The sequence below is a fragment of the Variovorax paradoxus B4 genome, assembly GCF_000463015.1.
In the GTDB taxonomy this organism is placed as follows: domain Bacteria; phylum Pseudomonadota; class Gammaproteobacteria; order Burkholderiales; family Burkholderiaceae_C; genus Variovorax; species Variovorax paradoxus_E.
The window spans coordinates 1,433,914-1,458,703 of the sequence record NC_022247.1 but is presented as its reverse complement, the minus strand read 5'-3'; the positions used below and the strand labels follow the sequence as shown (position 1 = coordinate 1,458,703).

Genomic DNA, 24,790 nt, shown 5'->3' with positions numbered 1-24,790 from the left:
CACCGTGCTGCCGCCCTTCGACAAGCTCAGGGCGAACGGCTTTTCTTCCGCACCGACCGCTCAATGCAGTTCGGGCTGAGCCTGTCGAAGCCCCTCTGTTTCGCACCCCAACATGTCTGACGCCGCTTCCCCCACCGACTACCGTTCCACGCTGAACCTGCCCGACACCCCCTTCCCGATGCGCGGCGACCTGCCCAAGCGCGAACCGGGCTGGGTGAAGGAATGGAACGACGAAGGCCGCTATCACCGCCTGCGCGACGCCCGCCACGGCGCGCCCAAGTTCATCCTGCACGACGGCCCGCCGTACGCCAACGGCCAGATCCACATGGGCCACGCGGTGAACAAGATCCTGAAGGACATGATCACCAAGGCGCGCCAGCTCGAAGGCTACGACGCGCTCTACGTGCCGGGCTGGGACTGCCATGGCCTGCCGATCGAGAACGCCATCGAAAAGCAGTACGGCCGCAACCTGAGCCGCGACGAAATGCAGGCCAAGAGCCGCGCCTACGCCACGGAACAGATCGCGCAGCAGATGGCCGACTTCCAGCGCCTGGGCGTGCTGGGCGAATGGGACCATCCCTACAAGACGATGGATTTCGCGAATGAAGCCGGCGAGCTGCGCGCCTTCAAGCGCGTGATCGAGCGCGGCTTCGTCTACCGCGGCCTGAAGCCCGTGTACTGGTGCTTCGACTGCGGCTCGTCGCTGGCCGAGTTCGAGATCGAATACGCCGACAAGAAGAGCCAGACCGTCGACGTGGCCTTCAAGGCGCACGAGCGCGAGAAGGTGCTCACGGCCTTCGAGACCGACCACACGATCCTCGGCGACATCTTTGCCGTGATCTGGACCACCACCGCGTGGACCATCCCCGCCAACCAGGCGATCAACCTCAACCCTGAGCTCGAATACTCGCTGGTCGATACCGAGCGCGGCCTGCTGATCCTGGCCAACTCGCTGGTCGAGATGTGCATGACGCGCTATGCGCTCGACGGCAAGGTGCTGGCCACGGTCAAGGGCGAGAAGCTCGGCGGGCTCGAGTTCGAGCATCCGCTCTATGACGTCGACGCCGGCTACCAGCGCCTGTCGCCCGTGTACCTGGCCGACTACGCCACCGCCACCGACGGCACCGGCCTCGTGCACTCCTCGCCCGCCTACGGCGTGGACGACTTCAACTCCTGCATCGCCCACGGCGTGGCCTACGACGACATCCTGAACCCGGTGCAGGGCAACGGCAGCTACGCGCCCGACTTCCCGCTCTTCGGCGGGCAGAACATCTGGAAGGCCGTGCCGGTCATCATCGCCGCGCTGCGTGACGCCAACCGCCTGCTGACCACCGAGACCATCACGCACAGCTATCCGCACTGCTGGCGCCACAAGACGCCGGTGATCTACCGCGCCGCGGCGCAGTGGTTCATCCGCATGGACGAGGGCGAAGGCGTGTTCACCAAGGACAAGGCGCCCAAGACGCTGCGCCAGACCGCGCTCGACGCCATCGAACAGACCAGCTTCTATCCCGAGAACGGCAAGGCGCGCCTGCACGACATGATCGCCGGGCGGCCCGACTGGTGCATCAGCCGCCAGCGCAGCTGGGGCGTGCCGATCCCGTTCTTCCTGCACAAGGATTCGGGCGAACTGCATCCGCGCACGATGGAAATCCTCGACCAGGCCGCCGACATCGTCGAGCAGGGCGGCATCGAGGCCTGGAGCCGAGTCACCGTCGAAGAGATCCTGGGCGCCGAAGACGCACCGCACTACGCCAAGAGCACCGACATCCTCGAGGTGTGGTTCGACTCGGGCTCGACCTTCTATCACGTGCTGCGCGGCACGCATCCCAACGTGCACCACGAGACCGGCCCCGAAGCCGACCTGTACCTCGAAGGCCACGACCAGCATCGCGGCTGGTTCCATTCGTCGCTCCTGATCGCCTGCGCACTGGAAGACCGCGCACCGTACCGCGGCCTGCTCACGCACGGCTTCACGGTGGATGCCAAGGGCATCAAGATGAGCAAGTCGCTCAAGAACGGCATCGACCCGCAGGAGATCAGCAACAAGCTGGGCTCGGAAATCATCCGGCTGTGGGTGGCCGCGAGCGACTACTCGGGCGACATCGCAGGCGACGACAAGATCCTCGCGCGCGTGGTCGATGCCTACCGCCGCATCCGCAACACGCTGCGCTTCCTGCTGGCGAACACCAGCGACTTCGACATCGCCAAGGATGCGGTGCCGCTCGAAGAGCTGTTCGAGATCGACCGCTATGCGCTGTCGCGCGCGGCGCAGTTCCAGGCCGAGATCCTCGCGCACTACAAGGTGTACGAGTTCCATCCGGTGGTGGCCAAGCTGCAGATCTACTGCTCGGAAGACCTGGGCGGCTTCTACCTCGACATCCTCAAGGACCGGCTCTACACGACAGCGCCGGGCTCGCTGGCGCGCCGCAGCGCGCAGACGGCGCTCTGGCACATCTCGCAGGCGATGCTGCGCTGGATGGCGCCGTTCCTGAGCTTCACGGCCGAAGAGGCGTGGAAGTTCGTGAGCACGGGCAAGCCGGGCGAGTCGATCTTCGCGCAGACCTACAGCCAGTTCGCCGCGCCCGATGAGGCCTTGCTCGCCAAATGGGGCCGCATCCGCGAGATCCGCGACGTGGTCAACAAGGACATCGAAGCCGTGCGCGCCGAAGGCAAGGTCGGCTCGTCGCTGCAGGCCACCCTGCAGCTCAGCGCACCGGCCGACGACTTCGCGCTGCTGGGCACGCTGGGCGACGACCTGAAGTTCGTCTTCATCACCTCCGCCATCGAATTGGCGGCGGGCGAGGCGCTGTCTTCAGTAGTGACGCCGAGCAGCGCGCAGAAGTGCGAGCGCTGCTGGCACTACCGCGACGACGTGGGCCACGACCCGGCGCATCCGACGATCTGCGGCCGTTGCACCAGCAACCTGTTCGGCGCCGGCGAGTCGCGGAGCTTTGCCTGATGGCGGCCGCACGTTCCATGTCGGCATCGCGTTCACGCAGCGGCAGCATCTGGCCATGGCTCGGACTGGCGGCGATCGTCCTGATCATCGACCAGTTCACCAAGACGCTGATCCTGGGCTACTACAAGCTCGGCGATGCGACCTACGTGACGAGCTTCTTCAACGTGGTCCGGGCACACAACACGGGTGCCGCGTTCTCGTTCCTGGCCGACCACTCGGGCTGGCAGCGCTGGTTCTTCACGGCCATTGGCGTGGCGGCCGCGGTGTTCATCGTCTGGATGCTGAAGTCGCACGCGGGGCAGAAGCTGTTTTCGTTCTCGATGGCCTGCATCCTGGGCGGGGCGATCGGGAATGTGATCGACCGGATGATGCACGGCTACGTGGTGGACTTTCTCAGCTTCCACGCCGGCAACTGGTACTTCCCGGCGTTCAATGCGGCGGACAGCGCGATCACCCTGGGTGCCATCTGCCTGATCCTGGATGAGATCCGGCGGGTTCGGCGCGGGAAGTAGGTTCGTCGTCGCAACAACCCACCGCCTGGGAGGCGCGAGGGTTTCTCCCCACTTTCATAGGCTGTCATAGCGGGGTCATACTGCCGCGGTGAAATGTAATCGATTACATGACACCGCACGATGAGCATCCAAGCCGTTGCAGCCAAAGCCGGAGTTTCCGTGGCCACCGTGTCGCGGGCCTTCAATTTCCCCGACAAGGTGACCCGCTCCACGCGGGAGCTGGTGGAGCGCGTCGCACGTGAACTCGACTACGTGCCGAACGCCAGCGCGCGCACCTTGCGCACCCAGCGCAGCCGTGCATTGGGCGTGGTGCTACCCACCCTGCTGAATCCGACTTTTGCCGAATGCCTGCAGGGCATCGCACGCGCCGCCATCGCCGGCGGCTACGCGATCATTCCTGTCACCACGGGCTACCAGCTCGACGAGGAAGAGCGTGCGGTCCACCTGCTGCTCGCCGGCAACGTCGACGGGCTGATCCTCGTGGTCTCCAATCCTGCCACGTCGGCCGCGCTGGCGCGGCTGCGCAGCACCGGCACGCCCTACGTGCTGGCCTACAACAGGCACCCCGACCATCCCTGCGTGACCGTCGATGGCGAAGCGGCGGTGGCCGATGCCGTGGCGCGGCTGGTGCTGCACGGCCATCGCCGCATCGCGATGGTCAGCGGCACGCTCGCCGCGTCCGACCGCGCGCAGCAACGCTATCGCGGCTACCGCAAAGGCATGGCCGATGCCGGGCTCAAGGCGCCGCCGCTGATCGAGGTGCCCTTCGTCGAGAGCGCGGTCGATGCGCTCGCCGGCGTGCTGCAGGCGTCCAGCCGTCCCACCGCGTTGATCTGCTCGAACGACCTGCTTGCCATTCGCAGCATCCGCGCCGCGCACCTGGGCGGCCTCCGCGTGCCGGACGACCTCAGCGTCATCGGTTTCGACGGCATCGCGCTCGGCGAAGACCTGACGCCGGCGCTCACCACCATCGCGCAGCCCAACAACGACATCGGCCGCCACAGCGTCGAGCTGCTGATCCAGGCCATGGCCGGCGGCACCACGCTGCAGGCCGATGCGAGCCTGCTGCTGCCCCATTTCTTCCGGGACGGCGAGTCGTGCGCGGCCGCGCGCGACACCGCCACCGACTGATCGATCACCTCGCCACCGCCCCTCACCATCCAAGGAGCTCTTTCATGTTGTCTTTCCGTTTCTCCCGCATGGCCCGCCTGGGCCTGCTCGCCGCCACGCTCGCCGCCGGCAGCACGGCGGCCATGGCCCAGACCGCCATTTGCTACAACTGCCCCACCGAGTGGGCCGACTGGGGCACGCAGCTCAAGGCCATCAAGGCCAGGACCGGCATCACGGTGCCGGCCGACAACAAGAACTCGGGCCAGTCGCTCGCGCAGCTGGTGGCCGAAAAGGCCAGCCCCGTGGCCGACGTCACCTACCTGGGCGTGACCTTCGCGGTGCAGGCGCAGAAAGAAGGCGTGGTCGAGCCCTACAAGCCGGCCGCGTGGAAAGACATTCCCGACGGCCTGAAGGACCCGGCCGGCAACTGGTTCACCATCCACTCGGGCACGCTCGGCTTCATGGTCAACGTCGATGCGCTCAAGGGCAAGCCGATTCCGAAGTCGTGGGCCGACCTGCTCAAGCCCGAATACAAGGGCCTGATCGGCTATCTCGATCCCGCCTCGGCGTTCGTGGGCTATGTCGGCGCGGTGGCGGTGAACGAGGCGCGCGGCGGCACGCTCGACAACTTCGCACCGGCCATCGACTACTTCAAGGCGCTGCAGAAGAACGAGCCCATCGTGCCCAAGCAGACCTCCTACGCGCGGGTGCTGTCGGGCGAGATCGCGATCCTGCTCGACTACGACTTCAATGCCTACCGCGCCAAGTACAAGGACAAGGCCAACGTCGCCTTCGTCATTCCGAGCGAAGGCACGCTGGCCGTGCCCTACGTGATGAGCCTCGTCGCCAAGGCGCCCCACGCGGCCGAGGGCAGGAAGGTGCTCGACTTCGTGCTGTCCGACGAAGGCCAGGCGATCTGGGCCAAGGCCTACCTGCGGCCGGTGCGCGCCAGCGCAATGCCCAAGGACATCGAGGCGCAGTTCCTTCCTGCTACCGAATACGCACGCGCCAAGAGCGTCGACTACGCCCGCATGGCCGAGGCGCAGCGCGCGTTCTCCGATCGTTACCTCAAGGAAGTGCGCTGAGCCTGCCGGATGCATTCAGGGCGCGCTCCCGCCGACGGGGTACGCGGCGAAGCGAATGTCCCCCGGCCTTCGGCCTCCTGCTTGATTTCGCCGCGCAAGGTACCCCATCGACGGGAGCGTTACGCAGGGCGGTCGTTGATCGGCGGTTCACCCAGAGCGTGCCCTGTGCACAGGGCATCGGGTGCTCCCGCAGCGAAATCAAGGAGGAGCCGAAGGCGGGGGCCATTCGCGGAGGGGAGCACCCGGTGGCCTGTGCACGCGCCCCGAACAAAAACAACAGCGCCAAAAACAACAGCGCCCCGAACACAAGCGCGAAATGAAAAACTAGGATGAAACGCTTCCTATCCAGCCGGAGTGAGTTGCACCGCGTAGCCGATTTGCTGAAGTCGTCGGATCAGGCGGTTGGCGGTTTTGTGAGCGTCGGCGCGGTCGAAGTGAGCGGCACCGAGGTCATGCCATTCGGTGCCGTCGCGCAGCATGTGCCAAGCGGCGGTGAGCATCGAGGCGGCCACGGCGATGATGGCCTTCTTGGCGCCGCGTCGGGCGCGCAGCCGATGGAACTGCGCCTGCAGATAGCCGCCCTTGACCCTCACGGCGGACCAGGCGGCCTGCACCAGCGTGGTCTTGAGCCATTGGCCGCCGCGGCGCAGCCGGGTGGAGCGGCGCTTTCCGGCGCTCTCGTCGTTGCGCGGGCACAGGCAGGCCCAGGACAGCAAGTGGCCGGGCGTGGCAAATCGCGACATGTCGATGCCGATCTCGGCCACGATCACGTGGGCGCTGACAGCGCTCAGGCCCGGCATGGTGCTCAGGAGCTTGGCGGCTTGTCGAAACGGCTCGAGCCCCAGGCCCACCTCCTTCTCGATGGCGGCGATGGCCTGGTCCAGCGCGTCGATATGGCTCAGGTGCAGCTTGAGCATGAAGCGGTGGTGCGTACTGACGCGCCCGCGCAGCGCCTCCAGCAACTCGGCGCGACTGGCCTTGACGCGGCCGATGCAGGAGATCAGGTGCTGCGGGTCGTCCTGGCCGTCGATGATGGCCTGCAGCACTGCGCGCGCGCTCTTGCCCAGGATGTCGCTGAGCACGACGCTGAGCTTGAGGTTGGCGTCCTCGAGCACCTTCTCGATGCGTTGCGCGTGCGCGCTCCTCTCGCGCACGAGCTGCTTGCGCGTGCGCGTGAGCGTGCGCAGCTCCTGCACGGCCACCGGGGGCACGAAGCTGGCGCGGATCAGGCCGTGGGCCAACAGGTCGGCCAGCCACATCGAGTCGTTGACGTCGGTCTTGCGCCCGGGCACGTTCTTCACGTGCGCGGCGTTGGCCAGCACCAGCTCGAAGTGGCCTTCGAGCACATGCCACACCGGCTTCCAGTACACCCCGGTGGCCTCCATGGCGACCACCTCGACCTGGAAGGAGTCGAGCCAGTCGCACAAGCTCAGCAGAGCCGAGGTGGTGGTGGCAAAGGTGCGCACTTCCTGCAACGGGGGGCCGTCGCCAGCGATGCGCACGCACGCCACCACGGTTTGTTTGTGAACGTCCAGGCCCGCGCAGCGGGAATGAATGACTTCCATGATCGCCTCCAATGCGCGGCGACATCGGCGTGCGGCCCACGTCATCGAACTCTAGGATGCGTGCTCAAGGGCGCGAAGCCCCAGGCGACAGTACGGGGTGCTCGTGGAGCCGCGGGTCCCACTGAGATACGGGCTAAACGCACCAAGTTTGAACCGACCTCTGTGCCGGACGCCGCAGCAGCAATTAAAGCCGCGTTTCATGCGGCGCGGAAGGCGCATGGCGCCATGGACCACTGAGATGAAGCAACCCAACGCCTGGAACCCCCGCTGGCGCCTGCTGGCCTGCGCAGCCCCCGCCGCCGTGTTCTTCACGGCCTTCTGGCTGCTGCCGGTGGTGCGCTTGCTCACGCTGCCGGCGACCAAGGGCTGGGCCACCTACTTCGCGGTGCTGACCGACTCGCGCTACCTGCAGAGCATGGCCAACACCGTGGCACTCTCGGTGGCAGTGACACTCGCAACCTTGCTGCTCGGCGCCGCCGTGGGCATCTACCTTGCGCGGCACGCTTTCGCGGGCAAGCGCATGCTGCTGTCGCTGCTCACGCTGCCGCTGTCCTTTCCGGGCGTGATCATCGGTTTCTTCGTGATCCTGCTCGGCGGGCGGCAAGGGCTGGTGGCGGACGTCGGCGACAGCCTGTTCGGCGAACGCATCACCTTCGCCTACGGCCTGCTCGGGTTGTTCCTCGCGTACCTGTATTTCTCGTTGCCGCGCGCCATTGCCACCTACGCCGCCGCGGCCGAGGCCATGAACATGCAGCTGGAGGAAGCCGCGCGCTCGCTCGGCGCCTCGCGGCTGCGCGTGGCGCGCGACGTGTGGATGCCGGAGCTCGCGCCCACCACGCTGGCCTGCGGCGCGATCCTGTTCGCCACCTCGATGGGCGCCTTCGGCACGGCCTTCACGCTGGCCAGCAAGTTCGAGGTGATCCCCATCACCATCTACAACGAATTCACCAACTACGCCAACTTCGCGCTCGCCGCATCGCTGTCGATTGCGCTGGGCCTCGTGACCTGGCTGGTGCTGTTCGCCGCGCGGCGCTTCGGCGCCAACCCGGTCGCACGCTGATCGAAGGAATTGCCTCATGCGCAAGAACACGCAACCCAGGGCGCCCTTCCTGCTGGCCATCACCGTGCTCGTGAGCCTCTTCATGATCGCGCCGATGCTGCTGTCGGTGATGGCGGGCCTCGTCAACAACTACAGCGCGGGCCTGAAGAGCGGCCTCACGCTGCGCTGGCTCGGCGAGGTGTGGGAGAACTACGGCGGCACCGTGGGCTGGTCGCTCGCGCTGGCGCTGGCCTGCGTGGTCGGCACCGTGCTGCTGGGCGTGCCCTGCGCCTACGCGCTGGCGCGCAGCCGCTCACGCGCCGCGCACATCTTCGAGGAGCTGCTCACGCTGCCGGTGGCGGTGCCGGGGCTGGCCACGGCGCTGGCGCTGATCCTCGCCTACGGCCAGCTCACGGCCTTTCGCCAGAGCTTCGCCTTCATTCTCGTGGGCCACATGGTGTTCACGCTGCCGTTCATGGTGCGCACCGTGAGTTCGGCCTTCCAGCGCGACGACCTGCTCGCGCTCGAAGAGGCGGCCCGCTCGCTGGGCGCGAACTTCCGCCAGCGCTTCATGGGCATCCTCGTGCCCGCCGTGTTCCCCGCCATCGTCGCCGGCAGCCTGATGGTGTTCACGCTCTCGGTGGGCGAGTTCAACCTCACGTGGATGCTGCACACGCCGCTCACGCGCACCCTGCCCGTGGGCCTGGCCGACAGCTATGCCTCGATGCGCATCGAGATCGGATCGGCCTACACGCTGGTCTTCTTCGCGGTCATTCTTCCGGTGCTGTGGGGCCTTCAATATCTTGCCAACCTGATGCAGAAACGCCATGGAACTTGAACGCATTCCCATCGACATCGCGAACTGCGCGAAAACCTACGCCGACGGCACGCGCGGCCTGCTGCCCACCGACCTGCACGTGGAGGCCGGCGAGGTGCTCGCACTGCTCGGCCCTTCGGGCTGCGGCAAGACCACGCTGCTGCGGCTGATCGCGGGGCTCGAAGCACCCGACGAAGGCAGCCGCATCGTGTTCGGCGGCCAGGACGTGACCGACCGGCCGGTGGAGCATCGCGGCGTGGGCATGGTGTTCCAGAGCTATGCGCTTTTTCCGCAGATGACGGTGGCGGCCAACATCGGCTATGGGCTGCGCATCCGCGGCGTGGCGCCGCAGGAGGAAACGCGCGCGGTGGGCGAGCTGGTCGACCTGACGCGGCTGGGCGGCCTGGAGAACAAGCGCCCCGCCGAACTCTCGGGCGGCCAGCGGCAGCGCGTGGCGCTGGCGCGCGCCGTGGCGGTGCGTCCGCGCGTGCTGCTGCTGGACGAGCCGCTGGCCGCGCTCGACGCCAAGCTCAAGGAGTCGCTGCGCGACGAGCTCGCCGAGCTGCTGCGCCGGCTGCACATCACGGCCATCCACGTCACGCACGACCAGCAGGAGGCCCTGGCCATTGCCGACCGCCTGGCGGTGATGAGCGCCGGGCGCATCGTGCAGATCGGCCGCGGCGAAGAGCTGTACCGCGCGCCGGCGCATCCCTTCGTTGCGGAGTTCCTGGGCCGCGTCAACCGCCTCGCGCGCGAAGCCGACGCCATTGCGCAAGGCGTTGTCCGACTCGGCGGAAGCACCCTGCCTTGCCCACCCGCCTGGCGCAACCATGCCATGCTGCTGGTGCGACCCGAAGACGTCGAAGTGAGTGCGCCCCGGCCCGACTGGGGCGCTGCAACCGTCGAACGCCGCACCTTCCTCGGCGACCGCGTGCAGCTGCAATTGCGCATGCAGGACCAGCCTTTGCTGGTGGCCGACGTGGGCCGCGACACGCCTTTCGGCCCCGGCGATCCTGTGGGACTGCGCATCCAGCCCGATCGCCTGATGACGTCGCAGGAGACCAGCGCATGACGACAACGACGACAGAAGACACCACGTTCCTGGTCCAGCTGACGGACCTGCACATTCGTGAGCCGGGACGCCTGGCCTACGGCCGCATCGATACCGCGCCCTTCCTGGAGCATGCGGTGCAGTCGGTGCTGCGGCTGCCGCAGCGGCCCGACGCCGTCGTCATCACGGGCGACCTGAGCGACTTCGGCCGCGCGGCCGAATACGAGCACCTGGCGCGCCTGCTGGCGCCGCTCACCATGCCGGTCTACCTGATGCCCGGCAACCATGACGACCGCGGCCAGCTGCGCCGCAGCTTTCCCGGCCACGCCTACCTGGCGGCGGGCGTCGGTTCGGCCGGTTTCGTGCAGTACGCGGTGCGCGTGGGCGCGCTGCGCCTGCTCACGCTCGACACCTGCGTGCCGGGCGCGAGCCACGGCGAGCTGTGCGGCGAGCGCCTGGGCTGGCTCGAAGAGCAGCTCGATGCCTGCCGCGGAGAGCCGGTGGTGATTGCCATGCACCACCCGCCTTTCCGCACGCTGATCGGCCACATGGACGAGATCGGCCTGCAGCAGGGCGCCGAGGCGCTCGAAGCACTGGTTGCGCGGCACGGCAACGTGGAACGCGTGATCTGCGGCCACCTGCATCGCGCCATCGACGTGCGCTTCGGCGGCACCATCGCATCGACCTCGCCCGCACCGGCGCACCAGGTCTGCCTGGACCTGTCGCCCGGCGCACCCTCGGCCTGGGCGCTGGAGCCGCCCGGCTTCAGGGTCCATGCCTGGTCTGCCCAGGACGGCCGGCTCGTGACCCATCTGGCGGCTTCCGGCACCTTCGAAGGCCCTTTTCCCTTCCATGACAACGGAGAGCTGATCGACTGAGGCCGTACATGTGGAAAATGGGGTCGCAAACGAACAAAAACGAAAAGGATAGAAACCGGCCCCCATGAAGCATCTCCTGAACCTGCTCGCCGCCGTTGCCCTGCTGGTGTGGGGTACGCACCTCGTGCGCACGGGCGTGCTGCGCGTGTTCGGCGCCAACCTGCGCAAGATCCTGGTGCAGAGCATGCGCAACCGCTTCACGGCCGCGCTGTCGGGCATCGGCGTCACGGCCCTGGTGCAGTCGAGCACCGCCACCTCGCTGATGACCTCCTCCTTCGTGGGGCAAGGCCTGGTCACGCTGCCGGCGGCGCTGGCGGTGATGCGGGGGGCGGACGTGGGCACGGCGCTCATCTCGGTGCTGTTCTCGGCCGACCTGTCGTGGTTGTCGCCGATGTTCATCTTCGTGGGGGTGGTGCTGTTCATTTCCCGCTCGGCCAGCGTGGCGGGCCGTGTGGGCCGGGTGCTCATCGGCCTGGGGCTGATGCTGCTGGCGCTTCAGCTGGTGGTGGAAGCGACCGAACCTCTTTTTTCGGCGCCGGCCGTTCGCGTGCTGCTGGCCTCGCTCAACAGCGACGTGCTGCTCGAGATCACCATCGGCGCCGTGCTGGCGATCGTGGCCTATTCGAGTCTGGCCGTGGTGCTGCTGGTGGCGGCCATGGCAAGCTCCAACGTGGTTCCGCTGGACGTCGCGCTCGGGCTGGTGCTGGGCGCCAACCTCGGCAGCGGCCTGCTGGCGGTGCTGACCACGGCCAAGTCGGCCGTGCCGGTGCGGCAGGTCACCGTGGGCAACCTGCTTTTCAAGGCACTGGGGGTCGCCATCGTCGCGCCTTTCGTCGGGCTCTGGCTGCGCCATGTGCAGCCGCACGTGCCGAATGCAACCCACGGCGTGGTGCTGTTCCACCTGGCGTTCAACGTGGTCATCAGCGTGGGCTTCATCGGCCTCACGCAGTGGGTCGCCACGCTGGTCACGAAGATGCTGCCGGTGCCGCCGCTGCCGGCCTCCTCCATGCGGCCCCACCATCTCGATCCCTCCGCGCTCTCGACGCCTTCGCTCGCCATTTCCAACGCGGCGCGCGAGGCGCTGCACCAGGCCGACGTGGTGGAGACCATGCTCATCGGCACGCTCGACGTGATCCGCCACAACGACCTGCGCCTGGCGCAGGAGCTGCGGCAGCTCGACGACACGGTGGACGAGCTCTATTCGGCCATCAAGTACTACATGACGCGCATCTCCCGCGAGGCGCTGGGCGAGGAAGAAAGCCGGCGCTGGACCGACATCATCAGCTTCACCATCAACATGGAGCAGATCGGCGACATCATCGAGCGCGTGATCATCGACATCGAAGACAAGAAGATCAAGCCGCAGCGCAATTTCTCCGAAGCGGGCATGGCGGAAATCGTGGAACTGCATGGACGGCTGGTCGCCAACCTGCGGCTGAGCATGAGCGTCTTCCTGAACGGCAACGTGCGCGATGCGCAGCGGCTGCTTCAGGAGAAAGCCCGCTTCCGCGACCTCGAGCGGGCCTATGCCACCACCCACCTCGAGCGGCTCTCCGACCGCACCACGCTGAGCATGGAGACCAGCTCGCTGCACATCGACCTGATCAGCGACCTGAAGCGGATCAACTCGCACATCTGCTCCATTGCCTATCCCATCCTGGAATCGGCGGGCGCGCTGGCGCCGAGCCGGCTGCGCGAATCACGGCTGGGAAAGATCGAAGGCTGAACTGCCGCGAGAACCGCGGGGTCAGTGCGCCGCCCGAAACGGCGAGGCCATGAACTGCTCCTGCCGGCGGCGCAGGCAGAAATCGATCAGGTCATCGAGCTCCGTGGCCTTGTCGAACACCGCGTCGGCGCCCAGTTGCACGCACCTGCGGCGCATCTCCGGGGTCAGGTAGTTGCTGAGCACCACCATCTTCTGGTTCGGCTCGCGGTTGCGGCAGGCTTCGAGCACGCCGAAGCCGGTGCCGTCCTTCAGGAACAGGTCGACGATGGCCAGGTCCCACTGCGAGAGATTGCGCGCGAGCCAGCGCGCGCCCTCGCTCTGCGTTTCGGCCTGGCCCACCGGATCGACCCGCGCCACCTCGCGCAGCGTGCCGGCCAGGTTCTCGCGGATGGCGGGGTTGTCCTCGACGATGAAGGTTCTGACGGTGTCCATGCGCTGGCCTTCGCTGGCTTTGCTGAAGGCTACAAATTGCGCCTCGCACAAGACGCAGGCATGACACCCCACCCCGGGTAGGACAAGGCTGGCCCTCCGGCGAGCCAGCCGCGGCCCGGCCTCAGAGCGTGAGGATGGTGCAGCCGGTGGTCTTGCGCGCTTCCAGGTCGCGGTGGGCCTGCTGCACGTCGGCCAGCGCATAGCGCTGGTCGATCGGGATCTTCACCGCGCCGCTCTGCACCACTGCGAACAGGTCGTCCGCCATCGCCTGCGTGCTCTCGCGCGTGGCAATGTGCGTGAACAGCGTCGGCCGCGTCACGTAGAGCGAGCCCTTGGACGCGAGCGTGCCCAGGCTGATCGGCGGCACCGGGCCCGAGCCGTTGCCGAACACCGCCAGCAGGCCGAACGGGCGCAGGCAGTCGATGGAGCCTTCCCAGGTGTCCTTGCCCACCGAGTCGTACGCCACCTTCACGCCCTTGCCGCCGGTGATTTCCTTCACCCGGGCCGCGAAGTTCTCGGTGCTGTAGTTGATGGCATGCGCCGCGCCGTATTCGAGCGCGAGCTTGCACTTGGCGTCGCTGCCCGCGGTGCCGATCAGCTGCAGGCCCAGCGCCTTGGCCCACTGGCAGGCAATCAGGCCGACGCCGCCGGCCGCCGCGTGGAACAGGATGAAGTCGCCCGGCTGCAGGCCCTCCACCGGCAGCGTCTTCTTCAGCAGGTATTGCGTCGTCAGGCCCTTGAGCATCATGGCTGCGCCGGTCTCGAAGGAGATCACATCGGGCAGCTTGCAGACGTTCTTCGCCGGCATCACGCGCAGCTCGCTGTAGGCGCCGGGCGGCTGGCTCGCGTACGCGGCGCGGTCGCCGGGTTGCAGGTGCACCACGCCTTCGCCCACCGCCTCGACCACGCCCGAGGCTTCCATGCCCAGCTGCAGCGGCATCTGGAACGGATAGAGTCCGCTGCGCTGGTAGGTGTCGATGAAATTCAGGCCCACGGCCTTGTGGCGGATGCGGATCTCGCCGGGGCCGGGCTCGCCCACCTCGACGTCGACGATCTTCAGTTCCTCGGGACCGCCATGGCGGTCGATACGGACGGCTTTGCTCATCATCTTTGCAGTCTCCAGTCGCACAGAAAAGAAGAGGCGCATGGTGCCACGTTTGGCCTTTCCAGGGCGGGGGCGGGCAATGCCCGGTAGAGTCGGCGGCCATGCAGATCCAGCAGCGCCTCACGCCTTCCACCGTCTTCCTGCTCACCGTGCCGCCGCTGCTGTGGGCGAGCAATGCCGTCGTCGGCCGCCTGGTGCGCGACCTGGTGTCGCCGCTCACGCTGAACTTCGTGCGCTGGGTCATCGCGTTCGTGCTGCTGCTGCCGCTCGCATGGCCGGTGCTGCGCCGCGGCAGCCCGATGTGGCCGCACTGGAAGCGCTACTCGGTGCTGGGGCTGCTGGGCATCGGCTGCTACAACGCGTTCCAGTACCTGGCGCTGCAGACCTCCACGCCGATCAACGTCACGCTGGTGGGCTCCAGCCTGCCACTGTGGATGCTCGCGACGGGCACCGTTTTCTTCGGCGCGCGTGTCAGTGGGCGCGAGATCGGCGGTTCGCTGCTCTCGATGCTGGGCGTGCTGCTGGTGCTGAGCCGGGGCGAATGGCGGCAGCTGCTCGCGCTGCGGCTGGTGCCGGGCGATCTCTACATGATCCTGGGCACCATCGCCTGGGCGTTCTACAGCTGGATCCTGGCGCGCACGCGGGAGCCGCAGGGCGTGCGGCAGGACTGGGCCGCGTTCCTGATGGCGCAGCTGGTGTTCGGCCTCGCATGGTCGGGGCTGTTCGCGGCCGGGGAATGGACGCTGACCGACGCCCGCATGGAACTCGGATGGCCGCTGCTGGCGGCATTGGCATTCATCGGCATCGGCCCGGCGGTATTGGCTTACCGCTGCTGGGGCAGTGGCGTCCAGCATGCGGGGCCGCAGGCCGCGAGCTTCTTCATGAACCTCACGCCGCTGTTCGCCGCGCTGCTGTCCGCGGCCTTCCTGCGCGAGCCGCCGCACTGGTACCACGGCGCGGCTTTCGCCCTCATCGTGGGCGGCATCGTGGTCTCGTCACGGCGCTGATTCAACAACGCCCCTTCCCCCTTGTGCGCGCAGCCTGGGGGCGAGTTCAATACGTGCCGGGGTAGGCGCCGCCGTCGGCCAGGACGTTCTGCCCCGTCATGTAGCCCGCCTGCATGCTGCAGAGAAAGGCGCAGATGGCGCCGAACTCGGCCGGCGTGCCGAAGCGCCTGGCCGGGATGTTCTTCTTGCGGGCTTCCCACACGGTGTCGAAGTCCTGTCCCGACTTCTGCGCCGCGCCGGCCATCGTGCCCTTCAGGCGGTCGGTGTCGAAGGCGCCGGGCAGCAGGTTGTTGATGGTCACACCCTGCGCGGCGATGGACGTGCGCGCCACGCCGGCCACGAAGCCGGTGAGGCCGCTGCGTGCGCCGTTCGACAGGCCCAGGATGTCGATGGGCGACTTCACCGAGCTCGACGTGATGTTCACGATGCGCCCGAAGCCGCGCTTGGCCATGCCGTCCACCGTGGCCTTGATCAGTTCGATGGGCGTGAGCATGTTGGCGTCGACCGCCTTGATCCATGCCTCGCGGTCCCAGTTGCGGAAATCGCCGGGGGGCGGGCCGCCGGCGTTGGTGACGACGATGTCGAAGTCGTGGCCCAGCGCGAACACCGCCGCGCGGCCGGCCTCGGTGGTGATGTCGGCGGCCACGTGCTTGACGAAGGGACCCGATGCGCCTGCGGCTTCGGTCAACTTCTTCGCCGCCGCCTCCAGCGCCTCGGCACCGCGTGCCACGATCACCACGTTGACGCCCTCGCGCACCAGCGCCTCGGCGCAGCCGTAGCCGAGTCCCTTGCTCGCGCCGCACACCAGCGCAGTCTTGCCTGCAATGCCCAAATCCATGTTGTTGCTCCTGAACTGCAGGGACGCTAGCGCCCCGTGCTTGTGAAAACGAAGATGCCCGCAATCACGAGCACCGTGCCGGCCGCGATCCACGCGGTGAACGGCTCGCCGAGTATGACCACGCCCATGAGGATGGTCGACAGCGGCCCGATCATGCCGGTTTGCGCGGCCATGGCCGGGCCGATACGTTCGATGGCCATCATGACCATGAGGACAGGCACCGCCGTGCACAGCGTGGCGTTGAGCACCGACAGCCAGATGACCTCGGGCGCCACCTGCATCGCGGCGCTCATCGGCCGCATCAGCACGAACTGCAGGATGCACAGCACGCACGCCACCGTGGTGGCCAGCCCCACGAGCCGCAGCGACCCGAGGCGCTTGACGAATTCGCCGCTGTAGACGAGATAGGCCGCATAGCTCACGGCGCTCAGGAACACGAGGAACGTGCCCCAGGCCGCCGCCCCGCCGCCCTTGCCGCCGCCACCGATCCAGAGTTCGTGCCCGAACACGAGCAGCACGCCGGCATAGCTCACGATCATGCCGAGCACCTGCGGCCGCGTGGCGCGCCGCCGGTACAGCAGCCAGCCGAACAGCAGCACCAGCGTGGGGTTGAGATAGAGAATGAGCCGCTCGAAGCTGGCCGAGATGTAGGCGAGCCCCGCGAAGTCGAGAAAGCTCGCAAGGTAGTAGCCGGAGAAGCCGAGCCCGGCCACGCCGAGCCAGTCGCGCAAGGTGAGCGCGGGCTTGCCGCGGCCGGCCCACCACGCCATCACCGCGAACAGCGGCAGCGCGAACAGCATGCGCAGCATGATCAGCGTGATCGCATCCACGCCGTAGCGGTAGGCCAGCTTGACGATGATGGCCTTGCCGCTGAACGCGACCGCGCCCAGCGAGGCGAGGACGAGGCCGGGCGCAAGGCTCCTTGCGCCGCTGGCAGAAGAAGGGGGAATGCCGGTCTGTACGGCGGACTTGGTCATTCCCCGATCATCGCGTGGCCGTCAAAAGCCTGCCGCCAGGCCATCGCGGCGCGGATCGCTGGCGGCCACGTAGCCTTCGACCGACGGATCGCCCGCGCGCCAGATGAACTGGCCGGCGCCGAAATCCTGGTAGGAGTCGTCGATCACGTCCAGGTGGTGGCCGAGCTCGCGCAGGCCCTGCACCGTGGCCGGGTCCATCGCGGCCTCGACGTTGATCTCGAGCCCCGCGTTGAAGCGCCAGCGCGGCGCATCGCATGCGGCCTGCGGGTTCTGCTTGTAGTCGAGCATGCGCACCAGCGTCTGCATGTGGCCTTGCGGCTGCATGTTGCCGCCCATCACGCCGAAGCTCATCACCGGCTGGCCGTCCTTGGTGAGGAAGGCCGGGATGATGGTGTGGAACGGCCGCTTGCCGGGCGCCACGACGTTCGGGCTCTCGGCCTTGAGGCTGAAGCCATGGCCGCGGTTCTGCAGGCTGATGCCGAACTCGGGCTCCACGCAGCCCGAGCCGAAGCCCATGTAGTTGCTCTGGATGAAGCTCACCATCATGCCGCTCTCGTCGGCCGCCGTGAGGTAGATGGTGCCGCCCTTGACAGGGTTGCCGGCCTTGAAGTCCTGCGCCTTTTTCACGTCGATGAGTCTCGCACGCGATGCGAGGTAGGAGTCATCGAGCATTTGGGCGGGTGTCACCGTCATCGACGATGGCTCCGACACATAGCGGTACACGTCGGCGAAGGCGAGCTTCATCGCCTCGATCTGCAGGTGCTGCGAAGCCACCGAGTCGACCGGCAGCGAAGCGATGTCGAACTTCTCGAGGATGCCGAGGGCGATCAGCGCCGCAATGCCCTGCCCGTTGGGCGGAATCTCGTGCAGCGTGTGGCCGCGGTAGTCGCGCGAGATCGGCTGGACCCATTCGGGCTGGTAGGCCGAGAGGTCGGCCACCGTGAGCGAGCCGCCCTGCTCCTTCGAGAACCTTGCGAGCGCCTCGGCGATCTCGCCGCTGTAGTAGGCCTCGCCCTTGGTGCGGGCGATGGCCTTGAGCGCACGCGCGGCGGCCGTGAAGCGGAACAGCTCACCCACTTCGGGCGCGCGGCCCCAGGGCATGAAGGTCTGCGCGAAGCCCGCCACCGATGCCAGCACCGGCGTGGCAGCGGCCCACTTCTGCTGCACCACCGGCGGCACCAGGTAGCCGCGCTCGGCGATGTCGATGGCCGGCGCCAGCAGGTCGGCGAAAGGCAGCTTGCCGAAGCGCTCGCTCAGCGCCACCCAGCCGCGCACCGCGCCCGGCACGGTGACCGAATCGATGCCGCGCATCGGCGGCGTGACGGCATCGGCGCCGTACTTGGCCTTGAAATATTCGGGCGTCCAGGCCTTGGGCGCGCAACCCGAGGCGTTGAGGCCGTGCAGTTCCTTGCCGTCCCACAGGATGCAGAAGGCGTCGCTGCCCAGGCCGTTGCTCACGGGCTCGACCAGCGTCATCACGGCCGCCGTGGCAATGGCCGCATCGACGGCATTGCCGCCCTGCTGCAGCATGCGCAGCCCCGCCTGAGAGGCGAGCGGGTGCGAGGTCGACACCACGTTGCGCGCGAAGATCGGAATGCGGGTGGAGAGATAGGGGTTGCTGAAGTCGAAGTTCATGGGGTGTGCTCGCTATTCGTTGGTGATCTTGCGCTCGACCACGATTTTTTTCCACTTGGCGGCGTCGGCAGCCACCATCCTGGCGAACTGCTCGGGCGTTCCGGCGGCAGCAGGTTCGATGCCCAGGCGCGAAAGCTTTTCCTTCACCTCGGGATCGGCCAATGCCTCGTTCGCGGCCTTGTTGACGCGCGCCACGATGTCTGCCGGCAGACCCTTCGGGCCATAGAAGCCGAACCAGGTGTTCGACTCGAAGCCCGGCAGCGTGTCGGCGATCGGCGGCAGCTCGGGCGCGAGCGGGCTGCGCTTGGGCGTGGTGACGCCCAGCGCGCGCAGACGGCCGTCGCGCACGTGTGGCATGCCGGTGGGCAGCGAGTCGAACAGCACGTCGACCTTGCCGCTGATCAGGTCGGGAATGGCCAGCGCCGTGCCCTTGTAGGGAATGTGCGTCACGAACACGCCGGCCTGCGACTTGAAGAGCTCCGCCGTGAGCTGCACGATGGTGCCGTTGCCGCTGGAGGCGTAGTTGAGCTTGCCGGGGTTCTTTTTCGCGTAGTCGATCCATTCGCGCACGCTCTTCGCGGGCGAGTTGACCGGCACCAGCATGATGCTCGGCGCGTCGCCCACGTGCGCGATGGGCGTGAAGTCGCGCACCGTGTCATAGGGCAGCTTGCTGGAGATGGCCGGCCCGATGGAATGGGTGCTGGTGGTGGCCAGCAGAAGCGTGTAGCCGTCGGCCGGCGCCTTCGCGGCCATGTCCGAGCCGATGGCGCCGCCCGCGCCCGGCTTGTTGTCGATGACCAGCGTGGTGCCGAGCTTTTCGCTCATCTTCTGCCCGAGCGTGCGGGCGAAAAGGTCGGTCGCGCCGGCCGCCGGGAACGGCACGATGAGCCGCACCGGCTTGTTCGGATAGCCCTGGGCCAGGCTGGCCGTCGATGCAGCCACGCAAAGCGCAGCGGCGATCCCTTGAATGAACTGGATTCTTTTCATGGTGCTGGATTCTGGCCCCGTGGAGAAAACTTCGCATGCTATGCAGCGCATTGGCATCAAGCCAGATAATCCAGGTTATTCAACTATGAATACAGCTTATGGCAAGAAACGCGACGGAAGAGGTCTCCCTGCAGCAGCTGCGCGCGCTGGCGGCGGTCGCCGAATCGGGCAGCTTCACGCTTGCGGCGGAAGCCTTGCAGCTGACGCAGCCCGCGATCAGCCATCTGGTCAAGCGCATGGAGGAAGAGCTCGGGCAGCCGCTGGTGGTGCGGGGCCGCCGCATCCAGCTGACGAGTGCGGGCCAGGTGATGGTCGAAACCGCCGTGCGCGCATTGCGGCTGATCGATGAATCGGTGGACGCGTGCCGATCGCAGTCGCAGCTGCGCGAAGGACGCGTGGTGCTGGCGGTGGGCCACCTCACGGCGGGCGCGCTGCTGCCGCCGATGCTCGGCCGGTTCTCGCTGAAGCACCCCACGCTGGCGACCACGCTGCTCGACAGCACCGCGGAGCAGATGATCTCGCGCATCCTCTCGCAGGAGGCCGACCTGGGCTTCGGCTCGGACATCGGGCAGAAGCACTCCGAATTGGCGACCGAGCCGCTTTTCTCGGAGCGCATGGCCCTGTTCGTGCGCGACGACCATCCGCTGGCGCAGCGCGTGGTGGTCGACGCCAGGCACCTGGAGTCGCTCCCCTTCATCCACGTGAACCCCGACGCCAACGTGTGGCGCGCCGTGAGCCGCCAGCTGTCGAGCATGGCCAATGTGTACCCGCGCGTGGTCCATCACGTGTCGATGCTGTCGACCGCGTTCGGCCTCATCCAGGCGGGCGCGGGCGTGGCACTCTTGCCGCGCTATGTGGAGGTGCTGATGCCCGGCAACCTGCGCGCGGTGGCCGTCACGCGCCCGATTCTGGAGTACCCGGTCGTCGCCATCCGCCTGGCCAAGCACCCGCTCAATCCCGCGGCCATGGCCTTCCTCGCCATGGCACGGCAGCATATGAAGCCGCCGCGCGCAAACAAGCCCTGAAAAAGAAGACGGCGCCCAGAGGCGCCGTCGTGTTTTTCGTGGAACACCGCGGAACCGGCTTTGCCGGGCCGCAGGTGTTGCCCCGGGGTCAATCCTCGACGAAGGCTTCTTCGCGTTTCGCCTTGACCGCCGGCAGCAGCACGATCACCAGCAGCAGCGCCGCAGCGAGCAGCAGCCCGAGCGAGATCGGACGCGTGACGAACACGCTCCAGTCACCGCGCGAGAGCAGCAGCGAGCGGCGCAGGTTCTCTTCCATCATCGGCCCCAGGATGAAGCCCAGCAGCAGCGGCGCAGGCTCGCAACCCAGCTTGAAGAAGGTGTAGCCCACGAAGCCGAAGATGCCCACCATCCAGATGTCCCAGGTGTTGTTGTTCGTGGAGTACACGCCAATGGCGCAGAACAGCACGATCGCCGGGAACAGGAACTTGTAGGGCACCGTCAGCAGCTTGATCCACATGCCGATCAGCGGCAGGTTCAGGATGACGAGCATCGCATTGCCGAGCCACATCGAGGCGATCAGGCCCCAGAACAGCTCGGGGTTGCTGGTCATCACCTGCGGGCCGGGCTGGATGTTGTGGATGGTCATCGCGCCCACCATCAGCGCCATCACCGCATTGGGCGGAATGCCCAGCGTCAGCAGCGGGATGAAGGAGGTCTGCGCGCCGGCGTTGTTGGCCGCCTCGGGTGCGGCCACGCCACGGATGTTGCCCTTGCCGAACGGCACTTCGCCGGGATGCAGCTTGGTCTTCTTCTCGATGGTGTAGGCCGCGAAGGCCGACAGCAGCGCGCCGCCGCCGGGCAGGATGCCGAGCGCCGAACCCAGCGCCGTGCCGCGCAGCACTGCAGGGATCATGCGCTTGAAGTCTTCCTTGGTCGGGAACAGGCCCGAGACCTTGGCGGTGAACACTTCGCGTTCGTCGTCGGGACGCGAAAGGTTGGCAATGATTTCGCCGTAGCCGAACACGCCCATGGCAATGGCCACGAAGCCGATGCCGTCGGTCAGTTCCGGAACATCGAAGCTGTAGCGCGCCACACCCGAATTCACGTCGGTGCCCACCAGGCCCAGCAGCAGGCCCAGCACGATCATTCCGATGGCCTTGAGCAGCGAGCCCGAAGCCAGCACCACCGCGCCGATCAGGCCCAGGATCATCAGCGAGAAGTACTCGGCCGGACCGAACTTGAAGGCCAGTTCGGTCAGCGGCGGTGCGAAGGCCGCCAGGATCAGCGTGCCGACGCAGCCGGCAAAGAACGAGCCCAGGCCCGCAGCGGCCAGCGCCGGACCCGCGCGGCCCTTGCGCGCCATCTGGTAGCCGTCGATCACGGTCACCACCGAGGACGATTCGCCCGGCAGGTTCACCAGGATCGCGGTGGTCGAGCCGCCGTACTGCGCGCCGTAGTAGATGCCGGCCAGCATGATCAGCGCCGACACGGGCGGCAGCGCGTAGGTGGCGGGCAGCAGCATCGCGATGGTCGCGACCGGGCCGATGCCCGGCAGCACGCCGATCAGCGTGCCCAGGATGCAGCCGCCGAGGCAGTACAGCAGGTTCGTGAAGGTAAAGGCAACGCCAAAACCCATCGAGAGGTGGTTAATCAATTCCATGAGAGCAGCTTTCTTCTCAACCGGTGATGAAGGTCGGCCAGACCTGGATCTGCAGCTTGAGGGCCCAGATGAAGGCGACATAGCTGCCGACGGCCAGCACGGTGGCCAGGATCAGCACGGTACGCAGCCTGTACTCGTGGCCCGCGAGGCTCGCGATGAGCACGAGCGCGTAGATCGCGATGATCATTCCCATGGCCGGCACGCCGAGGCTCGGCAGGCCGCCCAGCAGGATGCCGAACGCGAGATTGGCGCCCAGGATGAACACGACCTGCTTCCAGGCCCACTTGCCGATCTTTTCGCCGTCGGTGGTTTCGACGGTCAGGCCGCTGAACATGATCCCCAGGCCGATGACGGCCATCAGGATGCCCAGCATCAACGGGAAGTAGCCCGGCCCCATGCGGGCGCCGCTGCCTACGCTGTAGGTGGTGGCGCCCCATGCGAACGCCACGCCCACGACCGTAAACATCAGACCCGAGAAAAAGTCTTTCTGACTCTTGATTTTCACGAACAGTCTCCTCGAACAAATTTCGATGCGAGATTGTCGAGTCAGCTGGTGGTCAGCTCGATGTGGATTCCACTAACCGAGCGCCTAGGGATAACCCCCAGGGGCGGCGCGCTCTTTTTCCGGCGCCCTGACTTGCCTCACTCCAGCGGAGGCGTCGCGCTCAGCACTTCCTCGATGGTGGTGACGCCTTCGGCCACGCGCAGCGCCCCGGCCAGGCGCAGCGGGCGCATGCCGTCGATCACGGCCTGCCGGCGCAGGCCGGCCAGATTGGGTTCCTTGGTGACCTGCGCCTTGAAGTCTTCGCTGATGCTCAGCAGCTCGTACAGGCCCATGCGGCCCATGTAGCCGGTCATGCGGCAGTCGACGCAGCCCACAGGCTTGTAGGCGCGCACCGAACCGGTGATCTGCCAGGGCTTGACGATGGTTTCGAGCTTCTCGCGCGTGACCGTGTCGTCGGGCTGCTTGCAGTTGGGGCACAGCGTGCGCACCAGCCGCTGGGCCAGCACGCCGAGCATCACGGCATTGATGAGGTACGAAGGCACGCCGAGCTCCATCAGCCGCGTGATGGCGCTCGGCGCGTCGTTGGTGTGCAGCGTGCTGAACACCAGGTGGCCGGTGAGCGCGGCCTGCACCGCCATCTCGGCGGTGGCAAGGTCGCGGATTTCGCCGACCATGATGATGTCCGGGTCCTGCCGCATCAGCGCGCGCAGGCCTTCGGTAAAACCGAAGTCGAGCTGCGGCTGCACCTGCGTCTGGTTGAACGAAGGCTCGATCATCTCGATCGGGTCTTCCACCGTGCTCACGTTGACCTCCTCGGTCGCCACGCGCTTGAGCGTGGAGTACAGCGTGGTGGTCTTGCCCGAGCCCGTGGGCCCCGTCACCAGGATGATGCCGTTGGGTCGCGTGACGAGCTGTTCCCAGCGCTGCGCGTCGTGCTGCGCGAAACCGAGGGCGTCGAGGTCCTTCACCGCGGTGTCGGGGTCGAAGATGCGCATCACCATCTTCTCGCCGAAGGCCGTCGGCAAGGTGGACAGGCGCATTTCGACTTCGTCGCCGCGCATGTTGCGGGTCTTGATGCGGCCGTCGAGCGGACGCCGCTTCTCGACCACGTCCATGCGGCCCAGCAGCTTGATGCGCGACACCATCGCGTTCATCACGCCCATGGGCATCTGGTAGGCCGGGTGCAGGATGCCGTCGATGCGAAAGCGGATCACGCCCTGCTCGCGGCGCGGCTCCAGGTGGATGTCGCTCGCGCGCTGGTCGAAGGCGTATTGCCAGAGCCAGTCGACCACCTGCACCACGCTCTGGTCGTTGGCGTCGAGCTGCTTGGTGCTCTTGCCCAGTTCCACCAGCTGCTCGAAGCTCGCGCCGCCGGTGTTGCCGCCGGCCTTCTGCGCGGCGCGCACCGACTTGGCGAGCGCGAAGAATTCGGCCGTGTAGCGCTGGATGTCCGTGGGATTGGCCACCACGCGGCGCACGGTGCGGCGCGACTGGCGTTCCACTTCGGCGATCCAGTCGGTCAGGAAGGGCTCGGCCGTGGCCACCACCACCTCGTTGGGCAGCACCTGCACCGGCAGCACCTTGTGGCGCTCGGCGTAGGCCGCGCTCATGGTGTCGGCGACCTTGCCCACGTCGACCTTGAGCGGATCGATGCGAAGGTAGGCAAGCCCCGCGCGGCCGGAGAGCCATTGCGTGAGCATTTCGAGGTCGAGCGGCTTGCCGTCGCTTTCGCGCGTCATGGCCACGTTGGCCAGACGCACCAGCGGCGCCTGCCGGCTCTCGGCCTGGGCGCAGCGCGCGATGGTGCGCTTGGCTTCCACCGGCGAAATCACGCCGTCGGCGGCGAGCCATTCGATCAGGCGGCGCAGGTCGAGCGGACCTTCGTGGCGGGTGGCCAGCGGGGCGGGGGCGGAAACAGCGGGGACTGCGCTCAT

21 protein-coding genes are annotated in these 24,790 nt (G+C 67.2%); 11 read left to right on the top strand and 10 right to left on the bottom strand.

Annotated features, from left to right (window positions below; translation table 11 throughout):
* Positions 1–112 precede the first annotated feature (112 nt).
* The 4 genes from ileS (at position 113) to VAPA_RS06575 (ending at position 5,669) form a co-directional block, all read left to right on the top strand.
* Positions 113–2,962 carry an isoleucine--tRNA ligase gene (gene ileS, locus VAPA_RS06590; protein WP_021005990.1) on the top strand — a complete coding sequence of 950 codons (2,850 nt, stop codon included), beginning with the start codon at positions 113–115 and terminating at the stop codon, positions 2,960–2,962.
* Positions 2,962–3,474 (top strand): signal peptidase II, encoded by a 513-nt coding sequence (gene lspA, locus VAPA_RS06585; RefSeq protein WP_021005989.1) that lies wholly within the window; start codon positions 2,962–2,964, stop codon positions 3,472–3,474. The genes ileS and lspA overlap by 1 nt, the downstream gene beginning before the upstream one ends.
* Positions 3,475–3,594: 120 nt before the next feature.
* Positions 3,595–4,605, top strand: a complete 1,011-nt coding sequence (locus tag VAPA_RS06580; RefSeq protein WP_021005988.1) for a LacI family DNA-binding transcriptional regulator — start codon at positions 3,595–3,597, stop codon at positions 4,603–4,605.
* 44 nt (positions 4,606–4,649) lie between these two features.
* Positions 4,650–5,669: an ABC transporter substrate-binding protein gene (locus VAPA_RS06575; protein WP_021005987.1), complete on the top strand. Its 1,020-nt coding sequence runs from the start codon at positions 4,650–4,652 to the stop codon at positions 5,667–5,669.
* A gap of 341 nt (positions 5,670–6,010) precedes the next feature.
* Here VAPA_RS06575 and VAPA_RS06570 read toward each other — a convergent pair whose 3' ends face one another.
* Positions 6,011–7,234 carry an IS110 family RNA-guided transposase gene (locus VAPA_RS06570; protein WP_021003967.1) on the bottom strand — a complete coding sequence of 408 codons (1,224 nt, stop codon included), beginning with the start codon at positions 7,232–7,234 and terminating at the stop codon, positions 6,011–6,013.
* Positions 7,235–7,472: 238 nt separating this feature from the next.
* Between VAPA_RS06570 and VAPA_RS06565 the strand changes: the two genes are divergently transcribed.
* The 5 genes from VAPA_RS06565 (at position 7,473) to VAPA_RS06545 (ending at position 12,745) form a co-directional block, all read left to right on the top strand.
* Positions 7,473–8,294, top strand: a complete 822-nt coding sequence (locus tag VAPA_RS06565; protein ID WP_021005986.1) for an ABC transporter permease — start codon at positions 7,473–7,475, stop codon at positions 8,292–8,294.
* Positions 8,295–8,310: 16 nt separating this feature from the next.
* Complete coding sequence (locus tag VAPA_RS06560; protein WP_021005985.1) at positions 8,311–9,111, top strand: ABC transporter permease; 801 nt, start codon at positions 8,311–8,313, stop codon at positions 9,109–9,111.
* Positions 9,101–10,162 carry an ABC transporter ATP-binding protein gene (locus tag VAPA_RS06555; RefSeq protein WP_021005984.1) on the top strand — a complete coding sequence of 354 codons (1,062 nt, stop codon included), beginning with the start codon at positions 9,101–9,103 and terminating at the stop codon, positions 10,160–10,162. Before VAPA_RS06560 ends, VAPA_RS06555 begins: the two co-directional genes overlap by 11 nt.
* Positions 10,159–11,019: a phosphodiesterase gene (locus tag VAPA_RS06550; protein ID WP_021005983.1), complete on the top strand. Its 861-nt coding sequence runs from the start codon at positions 10,159–10,161 to the stop codon at positions 11,017–11,019. Before VAPA_RS06555 ends, VAPA_RS06550 begins: the two co-directional genes overlap by 4 nt.
* Before the next feature lie 64 nt (positions 11,020–11,083).
* Entirely contained in the window at positions 11,084–12,745 is a 1,662-nt protein-coding gene (locus VAPA_RS06545; RefSeq protein WP_021005982.1) for a Na/Pi cotransporter family protein, read from the top strand.
* 21 nt (positions 12,746–12,766) lie between these two features.
* On the opposite strand, the gene VAPA_RS06540 is transcribed toward VAPA_RS06545, so the two are convergent.
* Both VAPA_RS06540 and VAPA_RS06535 read right to left on the bottom strand, forming a co-directional pair.
* Entirely contained in the window at positions 12,767–13,177 is a 411-nt protein-coding gene (locus tag VAPA_RS06540) for a response regulator (RefSeq protein ID WP_021005981.1), read from the bottom strand.
* Between the two features lie 121 nt (positions 13,178–13,298).
* Positions 13,299–14,282: a quinone oxidoreductase family protein gene (locus tag VAPA_RS06535; protein ID WP_021005980.1), complete on the bottom strand. Its 984-nt coding sequence runs from the start codon at positions 14,280–14,282 to the stop codon at positions 13,299–13,301.
* A gap of 101 nt (positions 14,283–14,383) precedes the next feature.
* Here VAPA_RS06535 and VAPA_RS06530 point away from each other — a divergent pair, with 101 nt between their 5' ends.
* Positions 14,384–15,289, top strand: a complete 906-nt coding sequence (locus tag VAPA_RS06530; RefSeq protein WP_021005979.1) for a DMT family transporter — start codon at positions 14,384–14,386, stop codon at positions 15,287–15,289.
* A gap of 46 nt (positions 15,290–15,335) precedes the next feature.
* On the opposite strand, the gene VAPA_RS06525 is transcribed toward VAPA_RS06530, so the two are convergent.
* The 4 genes from VAPA_RS06525 to VAPA_RS06510 are packed head-to-tail and all read right to left on the bottom strand — an operon-like array spanning position 15,336 to position 19,726.
* Positions 15,336–16,127, bottom strand: a complete 792-nt coding sequence (locus tag VAPA_RS06525) for an SDR family oxidoreductase (RefSeq protein WP_021005978.1) — start codon at positions 16,125–16,127, stop codon at positions 15,336–15,338.
* 26 nt (positions 16,128–16,153) lie between these two features.
* Entirely contained in the window at positions 16,154–17,104 is a 951-nt protein-coding gene (locus tag VAPA_RS06520; protein ID WP_021005977.1) for a DMT family transporter, read from the bottom strand.
* Positions 17,105–17,125: 21 nt separating this feature from the next.
* Complete coding sequence (locus tag VAPA_RS06515; RefSeq protein ID WP_021005976.1) at positions 17,126–18,739, bottom strand: gamma-glutamyltransferase family protein; 1,614 nt, start codon at positions 18,737–18,739, stop codon at positions 17,126–17,128.
* A gap of 12 nt (positions 18,740–18,751) precedes the next feature.
* The gene (locus VAPA_RS06510) at positions 18,752–19,726 is read right to left on the bottom strand and encodes a Bug family tripartite tricarboxylate transporter substrate binding protein (RefSeq protein WP_041946029.1); all 975 of its coding nucleotides are present in this window, start codon (positions 19,724–19,726) and stop codon (positions 18,752–18,754) included.
* A gap of 98 nt (positions 19,727–19,824) precedes the next feature.
* On the opposite strand from VAPA_RS06510, the gene VAPA_RS06505 reads away from it, so the two are divergent.
* Complete coding sequence (locus VAPA_RS06505; RefSeq protein WP_021005974.1) at positions 19,825–20,751, top strand: LysR family transcriptional regulator; 927 nt, start codon at positions 19,825–19,827, stop codon at positions 20,749–20,751.
* An 88-nt stretch (positions 20,752–20,839) separates the two neighbouring features.
* Here the strand turns inward: VAPA_RS06505 and VAPA_RS06500 are convergent, their stop codons facing one another.
* The 3 genes from VAPA_RS06500 to VAPA_RS06490 form a co-directional block, all read right to left on the bottom strand.
* Positions 20,840–22,351: a tripartite tricarboxylate transporter permease gene (locus VAPA_RS06500; protein WP_021005973.1), complete on the bottom strand. Its 1,512-nt coding sequence runs from the start codon at positions 22,349–22,351 to the stop codon at positions 20,840–20,842.
* Positions 22,352–22,367: 16 nt separating this feature from the next.
* On the bottom strand, positions 22,368–22,856 hold the full coding sequence (locus VAPA_RS06495; protein WP_021005972.1) for a tripartite tricarboxylate transporter TctB family protein: 489 nt from the start codon (positions 22,854–22,856) through the stop codon (positions 22,368–22,370).
* A gap of 137 nt (positions 22,857–22,993) precedes the next feature.
* Positions 22,994–24,790 (bottom strand): GspE/PulE family protein, encoded by a 1,797-nt coding sequence (locus VAPA_RS06490; protein ID WP_021005971.1) that lies wholly within the window; start codon positions 24,788–24,790, stop codon positions 22,994–22,996.